Genomic DNA, 18,891 nt, shown 5'->3' with positions numbered 1-18,891 from the left:
CTATGTTAAAGCGTAAACCTTAAAACTGGTAACTTGCGCCCAACTCAAAGGTACGACCTTGTGCTTGGTAGTCGTTTACAGTTGAATACTGCTTATCAAATACATTTCGTAGTTTCGCATCAACACGTAACCCGCTAGCAAACTTATAGTTTGCACTTAGATCCCAAATGGAATGGCTATCAATGGTTGTAGTATTTGCTGCATCTTCATACGAATCTCCGCGCCATAGAAAATCGACAACAACTTGCAGGCTCTGCCAATACATATCAGCTTTATACTTAACTTGCTCCTCTGGACGGCGAATCAAGTTTTTATCGGTACTGCGATCCTTCGGATCTAAAAATTCTACAATTACTCTATGGTTTACCCAAGCTGTAGAAAATTCACCTTGGAACTCGATACCCTGAATGCGCGCATCACTTACATTGTCTGGCGTCCATAATGGCCATGTATCAGGCGTTCCTGAGTAGTCGTTATCACAACGTGCTACACAACCCCAAGCAATAAGATTATCCACGTCATTACGAAATACATTAAGCTGCCATTGGCTTTGCAGTAAATTAAGCTCTAAGCCCAACTCACTATTAGTTGACGTTTCTGCTTTTAAACTAGGGTTTTCACTACCTGGGTAGTAAAGATCGTTAAAAGTTGGTGCTCTAAAGGCGGTGCCATGCAATGCATTAAAACGCATTGACGGTTGGAACTGCCAAGCCCAACCTAGGTTATAGGTAGTGTGGTCACCGTAATGTTCGTTATCATCATAACGTAAGCTACCCTCGAGAGTATGCTGGTCGTAGTCTGCTCGCGTACCAATATGGGCAGCTTTGTTATCTCGGCTTTCTTGTTGATAAATCAAGCTTGTGCCAGAAATATCATCTTTTTGATAATCAAGCCCGCCTTGCAATAACCATTGCTGGTTAAGTTGATAGCCTAGTAACCAGTTAGCCGCAACTCGTTCTGTAGAATAGCGCTGAGGATCAACAAAATTATCGGCCGGGGCTGTATCCGATTGGTCTTGTTGGGAGTTTAATGCGAACTCACTATTAATTCGGTCTTGAGTGTAATTAACACTAGCACCGTAAACGGTCTGCTTGTGCTTGGTTAAAGCTTTACCACCTTGAATAAATTCGGACTCGCTATCATTTAGGAGTAGGAATACTCGTCCACGCCAAGCTTGGTTGAATTCATGATCCAAGCTTAACAATCCTCCAAAGGTATCGTAGCCATAGTCTTCGTCTAAGTTATCTTGTGGACGAATATCATAACCATTGCTCTTATCTTTGCTAAAAATAACATTGTACTGAGTAGCATCATCTAGTTGTCCGCTTGCACGAGCGGCAAGCTTAACAGTCTCTTGAGTACCAACTGCTGCTTTCAAGCCGTGATACTCGCTGCCAAAACTAGGACGAGTGATAATGTTGATTACCCCGCCCACGGCATCGGCGCCGTATATCGAAGCTCTCGCACCACGTAAAATCTCAATACGCTCAACAAACTCTAAGGGTAGCAATGACAACTGCGCGCCGCCATTTGTAGCAGTATTGATTCGCACGCCATCGATAAGAAACAAAGACTGTGCTGAGCTGGTACCACGAATAAACACACTTTCGGTATGTCCTTTACCACCATTACGGGTAACGCTAATACCCACTTGCTGACTTAGCACATCAATAATGTCTTGAGCGCCGCTGCTTTCAATTTCGCTACGGCTAACCACAGTAAGTGGCGCAATAACACTGGCTTCGGTTTGTTCCATGCGGTTGGCGGTAACAACCATAGTAGCTGGCTGTTCTGTTTGGGGTGCTTGCTGGGTTTCTTGGGCATAGCCAAAAGCTGGCGCTACTGCGGCCAGTAATATGAACTTCTTCATCGATGTAATCCTAATCGTCGCGTAGTACTTTGCTGTTATAAGCATGTGCGATGTGGCAGGTATTCGGACTTAGAGGCGTATTACTTGTACTACGGCTGCGACTTCCCGTTTGGCGTTACAAACAGTGTCTGGTGATCCTTGGAAAAGGCCAATCCTTGAGCTTTCGTTCCTCATTACCGCTGCGCGTCAGTTCCGGATTTGCACCAGATTCCCTATTAAGCTTGAGTATTAAATACACAAGCACCACAGCGGGCGAGATTATAAGCGAGGCTTAATGTGATTGATAGCACAAAAAGCCGCGCTTTTACCCAACTTGAAATTAACTAATGTTGTCCGCTGCGTTATTCGCAGCAGCGGGTGTGTTGTTAAACATCGCCAAAGCTTCAGCCATGCGGTCGGCAAAACCTTTAAAACGTTCTACGTCTGCTTGTTTGTTTTCTTCATCACTAGGACTAGAAATAGGCAGTATTCCAGCCAATAGCGTTTCGGTGGCAGATTCAGGTTGAGCAAACAAAGCACTCACTTTGGCTTGAATATCTTGCCAAGAGCTCAAAAACTCACTTAAGTCTGGCACCAGCTCAGAACCACCAGAGGATTTATCATTAGCTTGTTGATAGGCTTGGGTAACCGCTACGCTTTGTTGCTGCTGAAAATTAACCGCAAAGCCAACTAGCTGCTGTTCGTCAAAACCAATATTTAAGGCTTGATCAAAGGCTTTATCTAAATCGCCCGAGAAGAACTGCTGGCCAACCTCATCAACCTGTTTAATCAAATCTGCAATTGCCGCCAATTCATCATCATTAAGGTCACCCTCAACCGAGAAGCTAAATTGTTGCTGCGAGGCAAAAGAGGCTTGGATTGAAGAACGCCCTTCACTATAACTGGCGGCTAATTGCGAGCCATAGCTAATAGTGACCTTATCACCTTCTGCTGTTTCTAACTCCATTGTAGCGGATTGCGAACTAGACATTGCCAGTTGGCTATAAAGAGGAGCAGATTGAATTTCATAATCGCCTTCTTCAATCTTTTCTAAACCTTCTTGAATTAGGTCATAACTCTTATCGATGCCTTTTTCTAACTCTTCATTAAGAATACCCGCATCACTAAGTTCCTCACGGGCACCTTCAAAACCCATATCTACCCCTTTACGGGCTTGGGCCATCATTTCGGCTAGCTTATCTTCCGACATCCCCGACTGTTTAGCACTATGTAGGGAACTGGCAACAAAATTAAGCACGTTTCGAGCGACTTCTTCAGCATCAAACACGCTCACTTGCTGGGGTTTAGGGAGGCTTACTCCACCCGTTGCCATAGACAAGGTATGTTTTTCAACAGAACTTAATAACACATGGCTAGCTACCGCACCTTGCTGGTTTAAGCTTGCCTTGTCATCTGCCAAGTTATTGCGTTTCTCAATCGCCGGAGCCGACTGCTGCAACAAGCGCTCGGCATACTGTTGTACGGGGGTTTTGCCCACGCCATTCAGTTCGTTCATAAAGCCTCCACGGATTTACCCTAGTCACAGCTTATCGGCGACCAAAATTAAAACTTTAGAAATATTATCACTATTATTGTAGATAAACTGGACAAGCAAGCCACGCACCTTTAAATTGCGCTGCTTGCTAGAACAGAGGAACGGCCATGAGCGCTATTGCATACTACCCAGAACAGTACCAACAACTATTGGCCGACAAAGTGGCAAAACGCATAGAGCAGTTTGCCGAATTTTCGCCTGCTCAACCGAGTGTATTTGCATCACCGACTAAACATTACCGAATGCGCGCCGAGTTTAGGGTGTGGCACGAAGGCGACGATCTCTTCTACATAATGTTTGATCAACAAACCAAACAAAAATTTAGAGTAGACAGCTTTCCTCCGGCTAGCAAAATCATTAACCAGCTTATGCCAATTTTAGTTGAGCAGCTAAAACCAAACCCGCTGCTGCGCCACAAACTATTTCAAGTGGACTTTTTATCTACTTTAAGTGGCGAAGTGATAGTAAGCATGCTCTACCACAAACCGATTGATGAGGCTTGGCGCGTAGAAGCCGAAAAACTAAAAGCTGAGCTAAGCAAGCAGTTTTCCATTCAGTTAATTGGTCGCTCACGTAAACAAAAAATGTGTTTAGACCAAGATAGAGTAGACGAAGTACTTACTGTTAATGGTGAAAAGCTTATTTACCAGCAAATAGAAAACAGCTTCACTCAACCTAACGCAATAGTAAATCAACACATGTTGGAATGGGCGCAACACGCCACCAGCGATAGCCAAGGTGATTTGCTAGAACTGTATTGTGGCAATGGTAACTTCTCATTAGCCTTAGCCAAAAACTTCAATCGTGTATTGGCCACCGAGATTGCCAAACCCTCGGTTGAAGCAGCGCAATACAACATTAAACATAACAACATCGACAACGTAAAAATTATTCGTTTGTCGGCAGAAGAGTTTACTCAAGCGATGTTGGGTGAGCGCGAGTTCCGCCGCCTAAAAGAAGCAGATGTTGATTTAAGCACTTATCAATGCGATACCATTTTGGTAGACCCACCACGAGCGGGTTTAGATGATGCTACCTTAGGCATGGTGCAAGGCTACGACAACATTGTTTATATCTCGTGTAATCCTAATACACTTTACGACAATTTAAGTGAGTTAAGCCGTACTCACAAAATTAGCCATTGGGCGCTGTTTGACCAGTTTCCCTATACCGACCACATCGAAGTAGGCATGTACCTGCAGCGTCGCTAGCACAAGTATTCACCCGCAACTTAAAGCCGCGTTAATTGACGCGGCTTTTTACTATTTGAAATAGTGCTCTGCTAAGCACGGTCTCCATTTATGGCTTACTCAGCATCTAGGGAAGATTATGAAACAGACTATATTTGCCACCACTTGCTTGATATTCAGTTTAAGCAGCTTTGCCAATGAGCCGGTAAGCACCAGCTTTTGGAGCGACAAAGCCATAGGCGGAATCGACATAACCAGTTACCAACTTGCTCAAGAACAAGCCAATCGCAACATTCAGCAGGGCAATAAAAAGTATACCGTGAGGTGGAAAGAGGCAAACTGGCAGTTTGCCAGTCAACAAAGCGCCGACAAATTTGCGGCTAGTCCCGAGACCTACCAAGCTAAATACAACGGATTTTGTGCCAATGCGCTGTCTTTAGGCGAGGGCTTAATTGCAACCGATGGCCAAGTGTGGGAATTTTTTGATAACCAACTGCATCTATTTTTTGCAGAAAAAGGTCGCCAACGATGGTTAAAAGGAGATTGGAAAGCCTACCAACAACAGGCCGATTTAGCATGGCAGCAGGCTTTACAATAACTTAAAAATTCAAACCTTAGCGTTTAAAGCCACCTAACTTAAACATCAACCATAAGCCAATAAACAAACAGATGATTAGCAATACTAAGTTGCTACCGATGTCGGGGAACTGAGCACGCAGCATGGCCGAATAACCCAGCGCGCCCAGCAGAAAGGCGGCGACACTCATTAAGGGTGAGTCTTCACTTAAGTCTTTCTCAGTATATAAGTGGTACAGCTGCATAATAGCCAGTACAAAGGCAATGATTGGAAATACCGAAAACTTTAACTCAGGTACCGTAAACAAGGCCAAGCTGGCGTTACCACATAAGCCTGCAATAAAAGCTAGCAATAGCAGCGATTTTCTTACCTTCATATTCACCTCTTAACTTAAGGCTTCCGAGCGATTGTAGAGTGCCGCTCCCTTGGCAACAATGCGTAACTGTTTAATGGTTTTATCGGCCAACAATTGGCGATCAAACTCGGCTAAATCTAAAGCAGATGCTCCAGCATTAAAAACAATGATCACCATTGCCTCGGCTTGCATTTGCGCATCCTCTCTTGGGCAGCGATATTGCAGCTCTAAATAGTCGGTAAGCTCGGCAATAAAATGGGCGATCTCCCGCGCCACAGCGGCCCTAAAAGCCGGAGATGTACCTGAACGCTCACGCAGCAACAAACGAAACACATTAGGATTGTTATAAACAAACTCCATAAAGGTTTCTACCGAGGTGCCAATAACACTGCCACCACTAGCAATAATGCGCTGCCGCGCTTGGCGCATCAGCTGGCGTAAGGTTAATCCACCTTCATCTACTAAGGTTAGTCCCAGTTCTTCCATATCGGAAAAGTGACGATAAAAAGAAGTGGGTGCAATACCCGCTTCCCTAGCCACTTCCCTCAAACTTAAGCTCGACAGACCACGTTCAGCACTTAGCTGACTAAACGCAGCATCAATAATTGCTCTACGTGTTTTCTCTTTTTGCTGGGCCCTAACGCCACTCATAAACCTGCCACTTTCTTTCTATTTATAGGGCTATCATACCGTGAGTAGTAAAAAACCCAAATCGAACAATGCAAATCCTCACAAACCAAGTTTTTAACCATGAATCGTTTCTTGAGCAGAATAATCAAAATGAAAACCATTTCATAAAAAAACAATATTCTCAATTAAACGAAAGATGGGAGCTGGGTCAATTTTCCACCAATCTGAAAACGCTATCAAGTATCTAGTCTACAGACGCTGTGATTAACTGAGCTCATATAAGTTGTATTTAGCAAGGATGAATAATGAATTGGTCCAAGAGCGCCATCTCAATGGCAGTAGTATTTGGTTTAAGTGCTTGTGGCGGTGGCGGCGGTGATAGCGGCGGCAACGGCGGCGATGGCGGAACACCTGATTATGAATACCAAGCTTATGCTTGTGATGCGGAAATTTATGAAAAAGCAAAAGAACTTCGCATCTATCAAGTAATGACCGAAGCGTTTATCGATGGTGATTCAAACCACGACTACAACGACGGTTACGGTACTAGCCACCATAAAGGTGACCTTCAAGGCATTATTGATTCGCTTGATTACATCCAGAGCTTAGGCATGAATGCCGTTTGGATGACGCCTATCTTTGACTCAGAAGGCGATAGCAAGCTAGATGCTACCGGTTACTTTACCCGTAATTACTTCGCCATCGACCCAAACTTCGGTACCAAAGCGCAAGCTAAAGAATTAGTAGACGAAGCTCATGCTCGCGGCATGTACGTATTTTTTGATGGGGTATTTGGTCACCACAAAGGCAATGTAACACCTTCTCCAAACGGCTTAACGCCTTCAGGCGCGAATGACCCAGTTAGTTACCCAGGTACCGATAACGATACCCTAGAGTTTTATAAAGAGGTGGCTACTTACTGGATTACTGAGCTGGGTATCGATGGCTGGCGTTTAGACCAAGCTTATCAAGTACCAGTTGGTGCATGGGGCGAAATTCGTAAATCGGTTGAAGATGCTTCTAAAGCAACCACCTACACCATGAATGGCGAAACTGTTAACCCTATGGGCTACCTAGTTGCCGAAATCTGGAGAGGTGAATCTGAAATTGCAGAACAGGCTTATGGAACAACAGAACAGCCCGGTTTATGCTCAGCCTTTGATTTCCCAGGTCGATACCGCATTGTTCAGTCTTATGCTGTGGAAGAAAGTGGCGGCAATAATCACAGCGCGGGCAACCTAGCCAGTGTATTTAGCACACATTCTGCTTACCCTGAACACGCCGTTCCTAATGGTTTTATCTCTAACCACGATTTAGTTCGCTTAGGCGACTTACAACAGCGCGGCAACATCGCAGAACCAAATGAATCAGAGTACTGGTTACGACATAAAGCAGCAAATGCGTTTTTGGCTGCCTATTCTGGACCAATTACTTTCTACTATGGCGAAGAAATTGGCGATGAAGTACCCGGCTTTGCCGACCAAGAAGACAACACTACCTGTGCAGCTGTTGGCTTGTGTGATGACCACGTAGCCCGAAATAGCGGAAAAGTTGAAGGCTTGCCAACTGGCGCCCGAACCAACGGTGAAATATTTGCAGCTAATACTGAGCAAGCAGATTTGCGTGACTACATATCAACGCTAATGCAAATTCGTTCAGAAAACCCAGCCTTATATAAAGGCGAACGCACTGCAATTGTTACCGACGAAGCAGTCAATGTTTATTTTGACCACAAGTTGTCTGGCGACAACGTAGTGTTATTCCTAGCCAACACTAGCACTTCAGCCAAAACTGTTACCGTTAGCGATGCGCAAATTGGTAGTAATGGCGATCTTAAAGATTTAGTTAACGATGCCCTTATCTCTCAAGCTTCTGGTGAATATGAAATCACATTAGGAGCCCTAGAGTCTCGCTTCTTAGAAGTTGTAGATCCTTCTCCAGAAGGCCCAGATACAGGCGGCATCGTAGGAGAAGGCGAGTTAGCAGATTGTACCTTACCTGATTCAAGTGAAGTTGGACCAATCGGCGAAGATGTATTTGCTCGAGGTTCTCACAACGGCTGGGCTGCAGTCGATTCTCACAAACTAAGCTACAAAGGTAACAACCTCTATCAATTAGTATTTGATGAGCCTAGCGATACAGCCTTTGGCTTTAAATACGCAGTTGCTGAGTGGAGTGACGACAGTACTAAGCGTTTCGAAGTGTCGACTCCGAGTCAAACTGTTGTATTAGGAACAACACTACCAGTATCACGCATTGAAGGCTCTGGTAAAGAAATGAACGTAACGATTCCTGAAGCAGGTAAGTACGTTTATAGCCTTAAGATTGACAATGCAGATCCTGTGTCAGCTGCTGGCACAATGATGGTAAGCAAGTGTGAGTAAAAATTGAGGGGTGGCTTCACGCCACCTTTTCTTGTGCGGAAGGTTTTCTAGCAACCCTTAAAACTAGAGTGAAGGTAGCAACCTTCAAGCGTTTGTAAACACCCTTAATATCCTATTTGGCCTCTTAGTTTAAGAGGCCTTTTTTTATCCAACATCAGCTTATTTAAGGCTTTTACAAAGGCTAACTAAATCAGCTTGAATAGCCCCTGCAGTAACTTCTCTGCCCGCGCCTGGCCCTTGAATCACCAAAGGGTTTTGCTTGTACCATAAGCTCTCAATGGCAAACACATTGTCACAAGGTTTAAGGTTAGCAAAAGGATGAAGTGCATCAATTGCCGATAAGCCAACTTCAGCCTCTCCCTTTTGATTCACTTTGGCTAGAAAACGAATCACTTTGCCTTGACGTTTAGCGTCATTAAAGGCTTCTAGCATGCTTTGGTCTAACTCGCTCATCGAGTCTAAAAACTGCTCTACCGTTAAGGCCGCTAAATGCTCTGGCACTAACGAGCTAAGCGCAATATCGGCTAGCTCCAACTGTAAACCCGCCTCTCTAGCTAAAATAAGCAACTTGCGCTGCACATCTTTACCAGAAAGATCCTCGCGAGGATCTGGCTCGGTTAAACCTTGATTTAAGGCATCAGCGAGCAATTCAGAAAAGGCCACGGTTCCGTCGTACTGTTGGAACAACCAACTCAAAGTGCCAGAAAATATTCCTGAGATGGTATGAATCTCATCGCCAGAGTCACGCAAACATTGAATACTTTTTTGCACTGGCAAGCCCGCCCCTACCGTGGCGTTACTTAACCATTGAGCACCATGATCACTAAAGGCTTGCTGCAAGGCTGAATAATTAGCTTGCTCACTTGCACCAGCATGCTTGTTAGCGGTAATAAGATGGAAGCCATGTCGAGCAAACTCACCATAATAAGCACTTAATGCCTCACTGGCGGTAATGTCTAACACAGCAAGCTCGTCATAAGGATGACGTTTTAACTTATCAAATATCTCTGGCCAAATAAGTGCAGTATCTGCCTCACTGCTGTTTAGCTGCTCAAGCGCTAAGCCAGCAAAATTTAAATGGCCAGCTTTACTAGAAAACACTCCCGCCAAACACAACTCAATTTGATGTTGCTGCTCCAACTTAGTTTGTTGCTGGCTAAACAACTCAAGCCACTGGCTACCGATGTTGCCTTTACCAAATACCACCAAACCTAACTTGGTTTTTTGCTTGAATAAGTGGCTATGTAAATCTTTTAATAACGGCTCTAAGGTGATTTTTCTCACCACCGCACACAAACTTAGTTTGTCGGCACTAGAGTGAATAAACTCTAATGGCTGCTCAGCCAAATGCTGAAAAAACTGGTAGCACTGCTGCGGGTTATCACATACGCCCGCGCCCACTAGGGCCACCAAACTGTAACCTTCGCTACGCTCAATTTTTTGGATATGAAATTGGCTCGCCAGTTGGTCTATTTTTGCTAAGGCTTCATCTACAAGCTCACAGGTGTAAGCCATACGTAAAGAACCTGTTTCGCTATGTTTATGGCGAGTTGCTGGCGCTAAATGGCTACACGCTAAAGCCTCTAACAACGCGGTGGCGTTGTGAGAAAAATCTTCGGTAAAAGTAAGCTCCAGCAGTACCACATTGTCTACCGAGGTAACAATTTTAGCGCTGTGACTGTTTGCGCCTTTACGGTGAATTAAGGTTTGCCCGTCGTTGGGAGCGTAGCTGCAACGCAAGTTCACTTTTTGGCGAGAGCGCGCCAGTGGCTCTAAGGTGCGCGCATGCAATACCGAGGTACCAATGCGCGATAATTCTGCAGCTTCATTCAACGCAAGGTTTTCAAGCAATACCGCATCTTTCACTAAACGTGGATCAGCACTGTAAATACCGGCTACATCACTCCAAATCGTAGTAGACACAGCATCGGCCAAGGCAGCTAACTCGGTAGCCGAGTAATCACTGCCGTTGCGACCTAAAGTCACGGTACGTTGTTCACTATCACTACAAATAAACCCCGTTACCACTATACGGCACGCGGCTTTTTCAGCTAAACATTTAGCTAATAACGGTGCGCTTTGCGCAACATCCACTTGCGGTTGAGTAGATAACTCCGCTTTAAAAAACTGGCGAGAATCTAACCACTCGGCTTGGCAATCTTGAGCACTTAATAAAGCAGCTAATAAACGTGCAGACCAACGCTCGCCAAAAGACAATACTTCATTACAGGTAAAGGCTGTAAGCTCACCTTCAAGAATACTAGCAATTTGGTGATGCTCGCCATCAAGCGCTGTTAGGATCGGTTTGGCAGCGGCTTCATCAAGAAGCTCATTCACCAACTTGCTTTGAAATTCAATTAAACCGGTTAGCGCATCTGCTGCGGCATTATCGGCTTGTTTAGCCAACTCAATAATATTGATTAAACGGTTAGTGGTTTTACCCGCTGCCGATACCACAATTAAATCCTGTGCTTGAGTATGCTCGGCCACAATGGCCGCCACCCGCTTAAAGCACCCTGCATCAGCTAAGCTGCTGCCACCAAATTTATGCACATGTCTATTTACCGACATGACTTACCTCTCTACAACGCTGGTAAAACTACAGCTGGGCAAAGGCCTGCTGTAAATCATTAACTAAGTCTTGCGAATCTTCCAAGCCTACCGATACCCGCAATAACTGATTAGAAATGCCAGCCTCTGCTAGCGCTTCCGCCGACATGGCAGCGTGCGTCATGGTAGCCGGATGAGCAATTAGACTCTCTACGCCACCTAAAGATTCCGCCAAAGAAAACAACTGTAAGCTTTTTAAAAACTTAACCATTTGGCTTTCTTCTAAATTCAATTCAAAACTGAACATAGCACCAAAGCCTTTTTGCTGGCTTTGCGCTAAAACATGCCCAGGATGCTCTGGTAAACCTGGATAGTAAATCGCGCCCACCGCTTGTTGCTGCTGTAAACATTCCACCAAGGCTTGGGCATTTTGTTGGTGTACATTCATTCGTGCTTTAAGGGTACGTAAACCACGCAAAGTAAGGTACGAATCAAAAGCCGAACCCGTTAACCCTAAACAGTTTGCCCACCACGCCAATTGCTCGGCCAGTTCTTCGTTGGCCGCAACCACCATACCGGCCACCACATCCGAGTGGCCGTTAATGTATTTAGTGGCCGAGTGCACCACAATGTCGGCACCTAACAAAATTGGCGTTTGCAAAGCAGGCGACAAGAAGGTGTTGTCTACCACCACCAATGCGCCTGCAGCATGTGCCTGCTCGGCAATGGCTTTAATGTCTACAATTCGAAGCAAAGGGTTACTTGGGGTCTCTAACCATACCAATTTAGGCTTCTTAGCCAATAGCTGAGCTAGAGCTGCGTCATCGTTTTGATCAACAAAAGCCACTTCAAAAGCATTCTTTTTAGCTAGGCTGTCGAATAAACGGTAGCTACCACCGTAACAATCATGCGGTGCAACCAATAAATCGCCTGGCTCAAGCAAGGCAGTAACAAGGTTAACCGCCGACATACCGGTGTTAGTAATTACCGCACCAGCACCATGTTCTAAATCGGCAATCGCCTCGGCTAAAATGTGGCGAGTAGGATTACCCGAACGGCTATAATCAAACTGGCGTTTTTGGTTAAAATCAGCAAAGCTGTAGTTACTCGACAAATAAATAGGCGGCACTACCGCACCGTGTTGGGTATCACTTTCAATACCGCTGCGCACTGCTATAGTAGCCGCTTGTAGATCTTTTAAAGACATTGCTGATTTACTCCCTCAATTTATCCTGCCACTTTACCACCAGCAAATAAGACGTCAACACTTCTAGACGTCTAAATGTCTTTGCTGTTGGATTGCTAAGTCGCATTTCCCCCGTTACAATAGGGTCTCTTTAGTTTGGTGTGTATTGCAGAATGTCTACAGATTGGAATGGTGAGTGGATCAGCCCTTACGCTGAGCACGGTAAAAAAAGCGAACAAGTAAAAAAAATCACAGTATCTATCCCACTAAAAGTGCTAAAGATATTGACCGATGAGCGAACCCGTAGACAAATAAATAACCTACGCCACGCCACCAACAGTGAGCTACTTTGCGAAGCATTTTTGCACGCCTACACAGGCCAGCCGCTCCCCGATGACGCCGACTTGCAAAAAGACAAGCCAGACCCAGCCTTAGAAAAAGCCGCCCAAGCAGAATTGGATAAAGAAGATTAAGACTTTAAAAAGCCGCTCACCGAGCGGCTTTTTTATTGCCTAAACCCAGCGTACAACAAACTATTTTCACCAACTATTACTCATAAACTGTAATCAAATTGGGGGCTTACCGGTCTGTAAACAGGCTCTTAATTTAAAATAGGTAAAAGGATGAAAACGTCGTACCCACCTCAGTTAGCCTCAAAGCTATCACTTGGCCTTTTATGTTTAAGGCTAAGCATTGCCCTCGTGTTTACAATATGGGCATTAGATAAAGTACTTGTACCAGAGCATGCTATAAAAGTGTTCTCTGGTTTTTACGGATTAAATTTAACCACCAATACACTTATTGCCATGGGTCTTGCACAACTCGCCTTTATCGCAGCCTTTACCTTAGGTTTATGGAAAAATATCACCTACCTTGCGGTGTTGGTACTGCATGCTGGTTCAACATTTTCTTCATTTGCTAAGTATCTAGACCCATTTAATAACTTATTGTTCTTTGCTGCTTGGCCAATGCTAGCTGCATGCTTAGTTCTCTATGTGCTGCGAGATTATGATACTTGGACCTTGGGTAAAGCTCACTCTTTAGAGCAGAGAGAAGAAGCCAACAACTAACTACTAATTGATAAAACGAAGCCGCTGATTAAGCGGCTTTTGTTGCTTTATCTTACTTAAGGCTATGCTTGCCTCCAATTACTCTATCCTTCATCCGATAGCGCAACCCACCCGTTTCGCCTTCGGCGACGTCATTTTTCTTTGCCGACCAAAGAAAATGAAGCAAAAGAAAGGTTGCCCCGCATTATCTGAACACTCAGGAGACACTAAATATGAAGTGAAAGTTTGTACTGCGTTTGCTAATGAGTTCAGCTGCGTATGTCTAACTTCGAAAGAAAATAAGCTCAGCAAAACATTAAGCAATCGACTTTCTAGTTTAGTTAGTTATCATCCTCAAAAAAATTTCTATTTTAAGTCAGTTAATAACGTCAAGGATGATCATGAAAAAGCTATACACAGCTGCGCTAATTCTATTAGCAGGATGTGCCAGTACTGAATCAAATACCGAAGTAACTTCAACAATTCTCGACTACGGGATTTACGGGCAATCAAGTCTCACAGGAGAATACTCAGCAAGCAATACGCCAAACGATTCGGTACTAACGGGTAAGAGTGGAAAAGTCACTAAGCAAACAACTGAGATAGCAGCTCAAGTGGGTACAACTTTTGGTTATTGTTTTGAAGTAAAAGCTGGACAAAAAAAGGTTGAAGTAACTAAATCGATTACCAGCCCTGAAATGATAGATGATGACGGGAAAATCTATACTTCGATGTCATACAGTAAAACGCTAAAACTAAAAAACGGGACAACGAGTAATTGTCATTTCTACTTCATCGAAGAAAAATGGGAAGCTGTTACTGGTGACTGGTTATTTGAAGTATTCCATGAAGGTAAACTTCTAACTAAAAAGCAATTTAGCTTAATCTAAAAACTATTAAGCCCCAGACACAAAAAAAGCGCCCTTAGGCGCTTTTTTTTTGCTGTGTAGCGTAAATAAGGCTGGCTTATTTTTTGCCCAATACAGCGAATTTCTTGTTGAAACGATCAACACGACCACCGGTATCAACGTTACGTTGCTTACCAGTGTAGAACGGGTGACATTTGTCACATACGTCTAGGAACATTGCGCCAGTGCGAGTAGATTTAGTTTCGATTACGTTACCGCAAGAACAAGTAGCAGTAAGTACTTCGTAAGTTGGGTGGATATCAGTTTTCATGGATTACCTCAATACTTGGGCCGTATCGCCATCTGGTCGCCACAATTGACACCAAACACCATACGAAAGCAACTCTATCAGAGCCTATAAATTTTAGGTGGCGGATCATATAAGAAGCCACCTAGCATAGCAAGCACCCAACAACAAAAAGCGGGCAAAAATTCGCCAAACGCTTAATTTGCTCCGCAAGGTGCTCTGCCAGTAGAATGAGACAGGTTTTTTGCTTGAGTTTATTCATTAGTGTCGATTGTTCGTGTTGCCTTAGCTATTCCCCTGCGTCGCCTTTTTGATTACAGCGTGCCAGCAAACACTCCAATGCCAGCCATTGGTACTCGGGTAAAGGTGCCTTTTGGTAAAGGCGAAAAAGTGGGTTTGGTTATAGAACACCCCAGCGATAGCGACATTGCCGAAGATAAACTTAAACCTTTTAGTGAATCACTCGATCAACAAGCATTGTTACCAGAAAGCCTATTTAAGCTACTTAATTGGGCTAGCTCTTATTATCACCACAGCCTGGGAGATGTGATCAGCCAAGCCTTGCCGGCACTTTTACGCAAAGGTGAGCCAGCCAAAGCTAAAAGCATTGTAGTGTGGCGTTTAAGTGAGCAAGGCAAAGTGGCCGATCTAGCAAACTTTACCCGCGCCCCCAAGCAAGGGGTTGTATTAGGCAGCTTGCAACAGCAAGAAGATGGCCAGCTGAGTGACGAACAATGCAAGCAACAAGAATTATCCCGTACTGCCATTAAAGCGCTAGTAGATAAAGGTTTTATCGAAAAACATGAGATTACGCCCGCGCCAGCGCTGTGGTCCAAAAGCGATACCGACAACCAAGCCTCGCTAAAACTTAATGCAGAACAAGCCATTGCGGTGGCGGCTGTTAATCAAAGCATTGGCAGTTTTCAGGCCTTTCTTATCGAAGGTATTACCGGCTCGGGCAAAACCGAGGTGTATTTAAATATCATTGCCGAAGTGCTCGCTCAAGGTAAACAAGCCTTAGTATTGGTGCCCGAAATTGGCTTAACGCCACAAACCTTAGCGCGCTTTGCCGAGCGCTTTAAAGTGCCGGTTTATGCGATTAACTCAGGTTTAAACGACACCGAGCGTTTTACCGCATGGCTTAAAGCCAAACAAGGTGAAGCAGGCATTATTATTGGCACGCGTTCGGCAGTATTCACTCCCATGAAAAACCCCGGGGTAATTATTATCGATGAGGAGCACGACAGTTCTTTTAAGCAGCAAGACAGCTTTCGCTACCACGCGCGCGATTTAGCCATAGTGCGTGCCCGCTTAGAAAAAATGCCGGTAGTGTTAGGCTCTGCCACCCCATCGCTAGAAAGCTTGCATAATGCGCTAAGCGGCCGTTACTCACACTTAGAACTAAAGCAACGCGCCGGTAATGCAGTATTGGCCGAGCAACAATTACTGGATATTCGCCAGCAGCCACTATCGTCAGGTTTATCACCAGCATTAATTAAAGCCATGCGCATTGAGTTAAAAGCTGGCCGCCAAGTAATGCTGTTTTTAAATCGCCGCGGTTACGCCCCTGCGTTGCTGTGCCATGAGTGTGGCCACGTATGTGAATGTGAGCGCTGTGAGGCCTACTTTACCTATCATCAGCAACCTCGCCACTTGGCTTGTCACCACTGTGGCAGCCAAAAAGCCGTGCCACACCAATGTGAGAAATGCGGCTCAACCAACTTGGTGACTACAGGTTTAGGCACCGAGCAGTTGCAAGAAGCCTTGCTGGAGATTTTCCCCGAATACAAAGTGGCGCGCATCGACCGCGACAGTACCCGCCGCAAAGGCAGCTTAGAACAGTTGCTGGACGATATTCACAACAACCAATACCAGATTTTAATTGGCACCCAAATGTTGGCCAAGGGCCACCACTTTCCAAATGTAACCTTGGTTGCCTTATTAGACATAGACCACGCGCTGTTTTGCTCTGATTTTCGCGCGCCAGAACGCTTAGCCCAACTTTACGTTCAAGTAGCTGGCCGAGCTGGTCGAGCGAATCTGCTGGGTAAGGTGTTATTGCAATCTCACCACCCTGAACACGAGCTGTTGCAAGACCTTATCAACAACGGTTACCAACATTTTGCTCGCTTTGCCTTAAGCGAGCGTAAAGATACCGAGCTACCGCCCTTTAGCTTTCAAGTGCTGTTTCGCTTTGAAGCTGCCGATGGCAACGCAGTTAACGAGCTTAGCCAACAGCTATACCAACTTGCTCAACCGTTACAGCAGGGCGAAACGTGGGTATTTCCGCCCTGCCCTGCGCCACAAGCTCGCCGTGCGGGTAAGTTTCGTATGCAACTGTTGATTCAAGCCGAACAACGCCCGCAATTGCACCAATTGGTTTATCGCCTGTTGCCTCAACTAGAAAGCTTAAAACTAAGCCGCAAAGTACGTTGGTCACTGGATATCGACCCTTACGACATGCAATAAATCTAAGGCTTTTTGTAAGGCTTAAAAGATCAATCTCTCGCCAAGCAGCACCTAGGATCTTCGGTGATTTCCCCTAGCTTCCAAAACTAAGGCTAATTAGCCCAGATAAGAGATAGTTTTCGTCACAAATTGTCGGTAAAATGCCCGCTTTGTACAATTTATTTACGCGAGATTGGTGCCAACCTACATGAAAGAGCTTATTCAACAACTTCTGGAACAAACGGTCACAGCCCTAAAACAACAGCAGGTGCTGCCTGAAGGATTCGAACCACGTATCCAAGTAGACCGAACCAAAGATAAAGCTCACGGTGATTTAGCCACCAACCTTGCGCTAATGGCTGCTAAGCCTGCGGGCAAAAACCCACGCGAGTTGGCTCAACTCATCGTAGATAACCTACCGGCTTCAGCCTTGGTAGAGAAAACTGCAATTGCGGGACCAGGCTTCATTAACTTCTACCTAAACAACGATTGGTTAGCATCGCAAGTTGAAGCTATGGCTAGCTCGCCAACCGCTAACGTTAAGCCTGCTGACAAAGCCCAAACTATTGTGGTGGATTACTCGGCGCCAAACGTAGCCAAAGAAATGCACGTAGGCCACTTGCGCTCAACCATTATTGGCGACGCAGTTGTTCGCACCCTAGAGTTTTTAGGTCACAAAGTGGTTCGCGCTAATCACATTGGCGACTGGGGTACTCAGTTTGGCATGCTAATCGCCAACCTAGAGGAAGTAGAGGCGCGTGGCACCGATGCTGGCGATATTGAATTAGCCGACTTAGAAGTATTTTACCGCGAATCTAAAGCACGCTACGACAGCGACGAAGTATTTGCCGAACGTGCCCGTAACTATGTAGTAAAACTGCAAAGTGGTGACGAGTACTGCAACACTATGTGGCGCAAACTGGTAGACATTACCCTTAGCCACAACCAAGCCGTTTACGACCGCTTAAATGTATCGTTAACTAAAGACGATGTGATGGGCGAAAGCATGTACAACCCCATGCTTAACGACGTGGTAGCCGATTTAAAACAACAAGGTTTAGCAGTAGAAGATAATGGCGCTACCGTGGTATTCCTTGATGAGTACAAAAACAAAGACGGCGACCCAATGGGTGTGATCATCCAGAAAAAAGATGGCGGCTTCTTGTATACCACCACCGACATCGCCTGTGCTAAATACCGCTACCAAAACCTTAATGCAGACCGCGTGCTGTACTTCATTGACTCACGCCAACACCAGCACCTGATGCAAGCTTGGAACATTGTTCGCAAAGCCGGTTACGTGCCAGAGGAAGTACCACTAGAGCACCACGCCTTTGGCATGATGTTGGGCAAAGATGGTCGCCCATTTAAAACCCGTAGCGGCGGCACTGTTAAGTTAGTGGATTTATTAGAAGAAGCCGAGCAACGCGCGCAAACCATCGTGGCTGAAAAATCTCGCGATTTAGATGCCGAGCAACAAGTGGTAGCCGCTAAAGCGATTGCTATGGGTGCAGTAAAATACGCCGATTTATCGAAAAACCGTACTACCGACTACATTTTTGATTGGGAAAACATGTTGGCCTTTAACGGCAATACAGCTCCTTACTTGCAGTACGCTTATACCCGTATCCAATCCATTATTCGCCGCTCGGAAGTGGATGTAGCCAATTTGCAGCAAGCAATTAGCTTAGAGCAAGACGCCGAAATTGCATTAGCACAAAAGCTTATTCAATTTAGCGATGCAGTACATAACGTGGCTAACAAAGGTATGCCACACATGATGTGTAACTACCTCTACGAGTTAGCGGGTGCCTTCATGACGTTCTACGAGGCCTGCCCAATTCTTAAAGACGACGTAGCAGCCGATACTAAATCTAGCCGCTTACGCCTAGCCTCACTTACTGCCAAAGTTCTTGACCAAGGCCTATCACTACTAGGAATTGAAACCCTGGAACGCATGTAA

15 protein-coding genes and 1 riboswitch are annotated in these 18,891 nt (G+C 45.2%); of the genes, 8 read left to right on the top strand and 7 right to left on the bottom strand.

Features of this window, described 5'->3' with window-relative positions:
• Positions 1-19 precede the first annotated feature (19 nt).
• Both OV592_RS02125 and OV592_RS02120 read right to left on the bottom strand, forming a co-directional pair.
• The gene (locus OV592_RS02125; RefSeq protein ID WP_406610240.1) at positions 20-1,870 is read right to left on the bottom strand and encodes a TonB-dependent receptor domain-containing protein; all 1,851 of its coding nucleotides are present in this window, start codon (positions 1,868-1,870) and stop codon (positions 20-22) included.
• Between the two features lie 36 nt (positions 1,871-1,906).
• Positions 1,907-2,133: riboswitch (cobalamin riboswitch) on the bottom strand.
• A 56-nt stretch (positions 2,134-2,189) separates the two neighbouring features.
• Positions 2,190-3,365, bottom strand: coding sequence for a DUF5610 domain-containing protein (locus tag OV592_RS02120; RefSeq protein WP_406610239.1), 1,176 nt, complete (start codon positions 3,363-3,365; stop codon positions 2,190-2,192).
• 146 nt (positions 3,366-3,511) lie between these two features.
• On the opposite strand from OV592_RS02120, the gene trmA reads away from it, so the two are divergent.
• Entirely contained in the window at positions 3,512-4,615 is a 1,104-nt protein-coding gene (gene trmA / locus OV592_RS02115) for a tRNA (uridine(54)-C5)-methyltransferase TrmA (RefSeq protein ID WP_406610237.1), read from the top strand.
• A 118-nt stretch (positions 4,616-4,733) separates the two neighbouring features.
• Positions 4,734-5,192 (top strand): YHS domain-containing (seleno)protein, encoded by a 459-nt coding sequence (locus OV592_RS02110; RefSeq protein ID WP_406610236.1) that lies wholly within the window; start codon positions 4,734-4,736, stop codon positions 5,190-5,192.
• Between the two features lie 16 nt (positions 5,193-5,208).
• Here the strand turns inward: OV592_RS02110 and OV592_RS02105 are convergent, their stop codons facing one another.
• Together OV592_RS02105 and fabR are read right to left on the bottom strand one after the other, a co-directional pair.
• Positions 5,209-5,547, bottom strand: coding sequence for a DUF1422 family protein (locus tag OV592_RS02105; RefSeq protein WP_016399695.1), 339 nt, complete (start codon positions 5,545-5,547; stop codon positions 5,209-5,211).
• A gap of 9 nt (positions 5,548-5,556) precedes the next feature.
• Positions 5,557-6,177, bottom strand: coding sequence for an HTH-type transcriptional repressor FabR (gene fabR / locus OV592_RS02100; RefSeq protein ID WP_016399696.1), 621 nt, complete (start codon positions 6,175-6,177; stop codon positions 5,557-5,559).
• A 284-nt stretch (positions 6,178-6,461) separates the two neighbouring features.
• On the opposite strand from fabR, the gene OV592_RS02095 reads away from it, so the two are divergent.
• The gene (locus tag OV592_RS02095; RefSeq protein WP_406610235.1) at positions 6,462-8,540 is read left to right on the top strand and encodes an alpha-amylase family glycosyl hydrolase; all 2,079 of its coding nucleotides are present in this window, start codon (positions 6,462-6,464) and stop codon (positions 8,538-8,540) included.
• A 159-nt stretch (positions 8,541-8,699) separates the two neighbouring features.
• On the opposite strand, the gene metL is transcribed toward OV592_RS02095, so the two are convergent.
• Both metL and metB read right to left on the bottom strand, forming a co-directional pair.
• On the bottom strand, positions 8,700-11,111 hold the full coding sequence (gene metL / locus OV592_RS02090) for a bifunctional aspartate kinase/homoserine dehydrogenase II (protein ID WP_406610234.1): 2,412 nt from the start codon (positions 11,109-11,111) through the stop codon (positions 8,700-8,702).
• 28 nt (positions 11,112-11,139) lie between these two features.
• Positions 11,140-12,297 (bottom strand): cystathionine gamma-synthase, encoded by a 1,158-nt coding sequence (gene metB / locus OV592_RS02085; RefSeq protein WP_406610233.1) that lies wholly within the window; start codon positions 12,295-12,297, stop codon positions 11,140-11,142.
• Positions 12,298-12,449: 152 nt separating this feature from the next.
• Between metB and metJ the strand changes: the two genes are divergently transcribed.
• The 3 genes from metJ (at position 12,450) to OV592_RS02070 (ending at position 14,215) form a co-directional block, all read left to right on the top strand.
• On the top strand, positions 12,450-12,749 hold the full coding sequence (gene metJ / locus OV592_RS02080) for a met regulon transcriptional regulator MetJ (RefSeq protein ID WP_220719238.1): 300 nt from the start codon (positions 12,450-12,452) through the stop codon (positions 12,747-12,749).
• A gap of 228 nt (positions 12,750-12,977) precedes the next feature.
• Positions 12,978-13,346: a hypothetical protein gene (locus OV592_RS02075; protein WP_406610232.1), complete on the top strand. Its 369-nt coding sequence runs from the start codon at positions 12,978-12,980 to the stop codon at positions 13,344-13,346.
• 380 nt (positions 13,347-13,726) lie between these two features.
• On the top strand, positions 13,727-14,215 hold the full coding sequence (locus OV592_RS02070; RefSeq protein ID WP_016399702.1) for a DUF3859 domain-containing protein: 489 nt from the start codon (positions 13,727-13,729) through the stop codon (positions 14,213-14,215).
• Between the two features lie 76 nt (positions 14,216-14,291).
• Here OV592_RS02070 and rpmE read toward each other — a convergent pair whose 3' ends face one another.
• A complete protein-coding gene (gene rpmE, locus OV592_RS02065; protein ID WP_016399703.1) occupies positions 14,292-14,504 on the bottom strand; it encodes a 50S ribosomal protein L31 in 213 nt (70 codons plus the stop codon).
• A 240-nt stretch (positions 14,505-14,744) separates the two neighbouring features.
• Here rpmE and priA point away from each other — a divergent pair, with 240 nt between their 5' ends.
• A complete protein-coding gene (gene priA, locus OV592_RS02060) occupies positions 14,745-16,949 on the top strand; it encodes a primosomal protein N' (RefSeq protein ID WP_406610231.1) in 2,205 nt (734 codons plus the stop codon).
• 187 nt (positions 16,950-17,136) lie between these two features.
• Positions 17,137-18,891, top strand: coding sequence for an arginine--tRNA ligase (gene argS, locus OV592_RS02055; protein WP_406610230.1), 1,755 nt, complete (start codon positions 17,137-17,139; stop codon positions 18,889-18,891).

Origin of the sequence: Agarivorans sp. JK6 (assembly GCF_045277145.1) — a bacterium.
Classification (GTDB): Bacteria; Pseudomonadota; Gammaproteobacteria; order Enterobacterales; family Celerinatantimonadaceae; genus Agarivorans; species Agarivorans albus.
Note: the sequence above shows the minus strand (reverse complement) of the source record. Positions and strands in the feature narration are given on the sequence as shown.